Source organism: Aquiflexum sp. (assembly GCF_977115555.1).
Genome location: NZ_CDSBKL010000386.1, coordinates 1 through 3,760, shown reverse-complemented (window position 1 = coordinate 3,760; position 3,760 = coordinate 1). Strand labels below are relative to the sequence as shown.

Sequence of the window (3,760 nt, the reverse complement as noted above, 5' to 3'; positions counted from 1 at the left end):
TAAATCGAGGGTAGGATAATATGCTTCAAACGAAGTAAGGCATCTTGGTGAATTACATAATTCTCGTTTTGCTAGTTCTTTTTCCGATTCATTGTATGTTTTTTCAATAGCCCTAAACGCTTTTTCAATTTGTGAAGAGTCGGCAATTTTGGTTACGAAAGGGGCATTATAATTTTTTGCTAGTGCATTTCGAAATTCTAGTTCGTCAATTGGAGTGAAGGTAAATTCTTTTCCTTTTTCACTGTCAGTTATCAGTGCCACAGCTATGTTTGTTGATTTTTCAGCAACTTCAATCTTGTCTGTACTACTATGTTTTTGCATACAGGATGCAAATAACACTAATGCCATTATGTATGAATATTTTATCATTGTCTTATTGAAGGTCATATTTGACACATACAAATTACTATTCGCCAATACCTCCCAATCTTATTTAGTTTGCACAAAACCTTTCAGCTATTTTCTAAATATCTCATTAGTTTAATTCAATTCCAACTTGGCTGAGGGGCTAATTACCAGAGTTCGATTGGAATTAATTCCATAAAATCGAGGCTATTAAAAGAAGCTTTAATTATTTTGCAGGATGCAGATCAGACTTATCGCCGTCGGCAAAACAGACCATTCCGCTATTCAGACGCTTTTGGAAGAATATGTCAAGCGATTGGGCTTCTATATCAAGTTTGAGATGGAAATCATTCCCGACCTTAAAAACTCCAAAAACCTGTCTGAAACCGCCCAAAAGGAAAAAGAAGGAGAACTGATTCTGAAAAAAGTACAGACTTCAGATGAGTTGGTGCTGCTCGATGAACAGGGAAAGCAATACTCATCCGTGGATTTTTCGGATTACCTCCAAAAGAAAATGAATGCAGGTTTGAAGCAGTTGATCTTCGTCATTGGCGGTCCCTATGGATTTTCAGCCGAAGTGTACCAAAGGGCAAACGGCAAAATCTCACTTTCCAAAATGACCTTTTCCCACCAAATGGTCAGGGTATTTTTTGTGGAACAACTGTACCGGGCTTTTACGATCCTGAGGAATGAACCTTATCACCATCAATGAGACCTAAGACAAGAGAAATGAGACGTGAGATTGGGGCAAATGAAAAAGAGCCTAGAAGCGAGAAGCGAGAGGCGAGACACTAGAGATGAGAATTAAGAATTCAAAGACAGATGTATGTTGAGATCAGACATCGGTAATCGGACAATCAAAAAATATCCATTTTCGCAACTTTGACTTTTTTCAGACTATCTGAATCATCGGTCCAGGCAAACCAAAGCGTATTTCCGTTTTTGGTCATTTGGGGAAAGCCGCTGCTTCTTTTGTCGGATGAGGTAGCTACTTGAATCGGATTGCCTAATTTGCCTGTAGCGCTTACTGACCTGACGAGAATTTTCCCTTCTTCCATCCAACACACTATCGCCTCTCCTTCTTCTATCATTTCAATATCCACGCGGCCTAAGGTTTGCCCAAGGTCTATTTTGGTCGGCGTTTCAAAGGACTTTCCATTGTCATCGGAAAAGGACACCTTCACTTCAGGATTGTCCTTTGCACCTGTGTACCAAGCCACAGCAACCTGATTTCCCAAGGCAGAGACTCTTGGGCCATTGACAGGACAGGCGGCTATTTCCCACAGATCCATATAAATCGGTGCCGTTTCCTTCCAATTTCCGTTTTCAAATTTCGCAATTCCCAAATCGCGGATTTCAGTTTCGGACCTGTCTCTGAAGATCACCACCGGACCTTCCTCAGTCATGGCAGCAGTCGTTTGACAGCAGTCACAAACCCTGTTGTCGAGTTCCCATTCGTCTATTTTATTCCCATCAGTATCCAACACTGCTGCCCTGACCGTCATCTGACCATGGTGACCGTGGTCATGGCTATGGTCGTGGCCTCCACCTCCGGTGTTCCTCCCATCCAGCCAAGTGACAAGCATTTTTTCTCCCCAAGGAACCATAGACACAAATCCATGTTCTGTTTGGGTCTTGTCATCGTGCAGGACAAAGGGCTCAGACCATTGCTTCCCATCTTTGGAAATAGTGATCCGGACGTCATAGGCAAAAGTCCCTTCACCGCTTTTTTGCAAAAACGCAGCTATCAAAGTCCCGTCTGCAAAAGCTGACATCTGTGGATAATCCGCCCAATTGACAAACCAATCTGATCCTTGCGCAATGGTGGATTCGGGGGAAAAGGTATCCCCTTCCAACTTGGAGAATTTAAAAATATTGGCCGAATCAGATTTCTCTATCCAAGAAAGATAGATTTCGCCTTGGGGAGAAGTGAAAAGATACGGCTCTTCGATATGGGCATTTTCCGAGAAAATTTCCCGTACCATATCCACTGAAGGGGTAAGAGTTTCCTTCTTTTTTTCTGAACATGAAAAAAGGGCTATCCCTAATAGGAAGCCCATAATTTTAATTTGACTTTGTTTTCGTTTGGACATCTTTAGTCAGTCACTACCATTTTGAACCCTTCCCCATGGATGGTGATGATCTGCACTTTGGGATCATCTTTGAGGATTTTTCTGATCTTGCTTAGGTAGACGTCCATGCTTCTCGCATTGAAATAGGAATCATCCCCCCAAATCTGCTTCAGGGCATGGCTTCTGTTTACCAGTTTGTTGATTTCTGAAGCCAACAACCTGATCAATTCATTTTCCTTGGAGGTAAGCTTGTGGATTCCTGAGGGACCTTTGATGTATTGCTCATCATAATGGAGTTCGAATTCACCGAATTTGTACAGCTTCAAGGAGAGTACTTCTTCGGATTTTTGGGTTCGACGAAGAATCGCCCCGATCCGGAGAAGCAATTCCTCCATGCTAAAGGGTTTGGTGATGTAATCATCTGCTCCGATTTTGAGGCCTTCGATGATATCTTCTTTGAGATTTTTAGCCGTCAGGTAAATGATAGGCAAGTCTTCCTGAACTTTCTTGATTTCTTTGCCCAGGGTAAAACCATCCTTCTTGGGCATCATAATATCCAGTATTGCGAGGCTGTATTTGTCTTTTTTAAATTTGGACCAACCTTCTTCGCCATCACGGCAAAGGGTGGTCTCATAGCCTTTCATAGCTAGGTATTCCTGCAGGATATCCCCTAGATTCGGATCATCTTCTACTACTAAAAGTTTTTGTTTGCTCATGGTGTCTTGGGGAGTTTGATGGTAAATATACTTCCTTTTCCTGGTTCACTGTGTACTGATATTTCGCCTTTATGCGCTTCGATGATGGTTTTGACATAGGATAACCCCAGTCCAAAGCCTTTTACATCATGGACATTGCCTGTGGGAACCCTGTAAAATTTGTCAAATATTTTCTTGGTAACCTCTTTGGACATGCCGATACCATTATCCTGAATAGAAACAAAGGCATATCCGTTTTGATCCCAAACTTTGATATGGATGATAGGACTTTCTTTGGAGTATTTGTTGGCGTTATCAAGCAGGTTATTAAGAATATGTGACAAATGGAACTGATCGGACATCAGATTTGGGTCTGACATATTGTTTTCAAGGGTAATTTCCCCCCCTTTTTTTTCTACCTGAAGTTCAAACTGGGAAATTGCATTTTCCAGTAATTCAACCAGGTTGACGTATTCCATTTTCAAGCTGAATTCCTTTTTCTCCAATGTAGCAGCTTGGAGTACTTTTTCCACCTGACCTCCCAATCTTTTGTTTTCGTCCCTAATGATACTCAGGTATCTTTTTCGGAAAGATTCTTGATTCAACAATTCAGGATCCTGCAATGCCTCCACGGCAAGATTTACCGTG

General features: G+C 41.7%; 5 protein-coding genes. 1 reads left to right on the top strand and 4 read right to left on the bottom strand.

Annotated features, from left to right (window positions below):
* Nucleotides 1-387 (bottom strand): hypothetical protein (locus tag ACZFYI_RS17100; protein ID WP_462525342.1); only part of this gene is annotated, 387 nt, incomplete at its 3' end.
* Nucleotides 388-583: 196 nt separating this feature from the next.
* Between ACZFYI_RS17100 and rlmH the strand changes: the two genes are divergently transcribed.
* The gene (gene rlmH, locus ACZFYI_RS17095; protein ID WP_462525341.1) at nucleotides 584-1,057 is read left to right on the top strand and encodes a 23S rRNA (pseudouridine(1915)-N(3))-methyltransferase RlmH; all 474 of its coding nucleotides are present in this window, start codon (nucleotides 584-586) and stop codon (nucleotides 1,055-1,057) included.
* Nucleotides 1,058-1,202: 145 nt separating this feature from the next.
* On the opposite strand, the gene ACZFYI_RS17090 is transcribed toward rlmH, so the two are convergent.
* The 3 genes from ACZFYI_RS17090 to ACZFYI_RS17080 all read right to left on the bottom strand — a co-directional run.
* Nucleotides 1,203-2,405, bottom strand: coding sequence for an exo-alpha-sialidase (locus tag ACZFYI_RS17090; protein WP_462525340.1), 1,203 nt, complete (start codon nucleotides 2,403-2,405; stop codon nucleotides 1,203-1,205).
* 35 nt (nucleotides 2,406-2,440) lie between these two features.
* Nucleotides 2,441-3,133 (bottom strand): response regulator transcription factor, encoded by a 693-nt coding sequence (locus tag ACZFYI_RS17085; RefSeq protein WP_462525339.1) that lies wholly within the window; start codon nucleotides 3,131-3,133, stop codon nucleotides 2,441-2,443.
* On the bottom strand, nucleotides 3,130-3,760 hold a 631-nt coding region (locus ACZFYI_RS17080), incomplete at its 5' end, for a sensor histidine kinase (protein WP_462525338.1). The genes ACZFYI_RS17080 and ACZFYI_RS17085, both read right to left, overlap by 4 nt.

Coding starts and splice junctions, on each gene's coding strand:
- ACZFYI_RS17085 (WP_462525339.1), bottom strand. CDS start 3,133: ATGAGCAAACAAAAACTTTTAGTAGTAGAAGATGATCCGAATCTAGGG.
- ACZFYI_RS17090 (WP_462525340.1), bottom strand. CDS start 2,405: ATGGGCTTCCTATTAGGGATAGCCCTTTTTTCATGTTCAGAAAAAAAG.
- rlmH (WP_462525341.1), top strand. CDS start 584: ATGCAGATCAGACTTATCGCCGTCGGCAAAACAGACCATTCCGCTATT.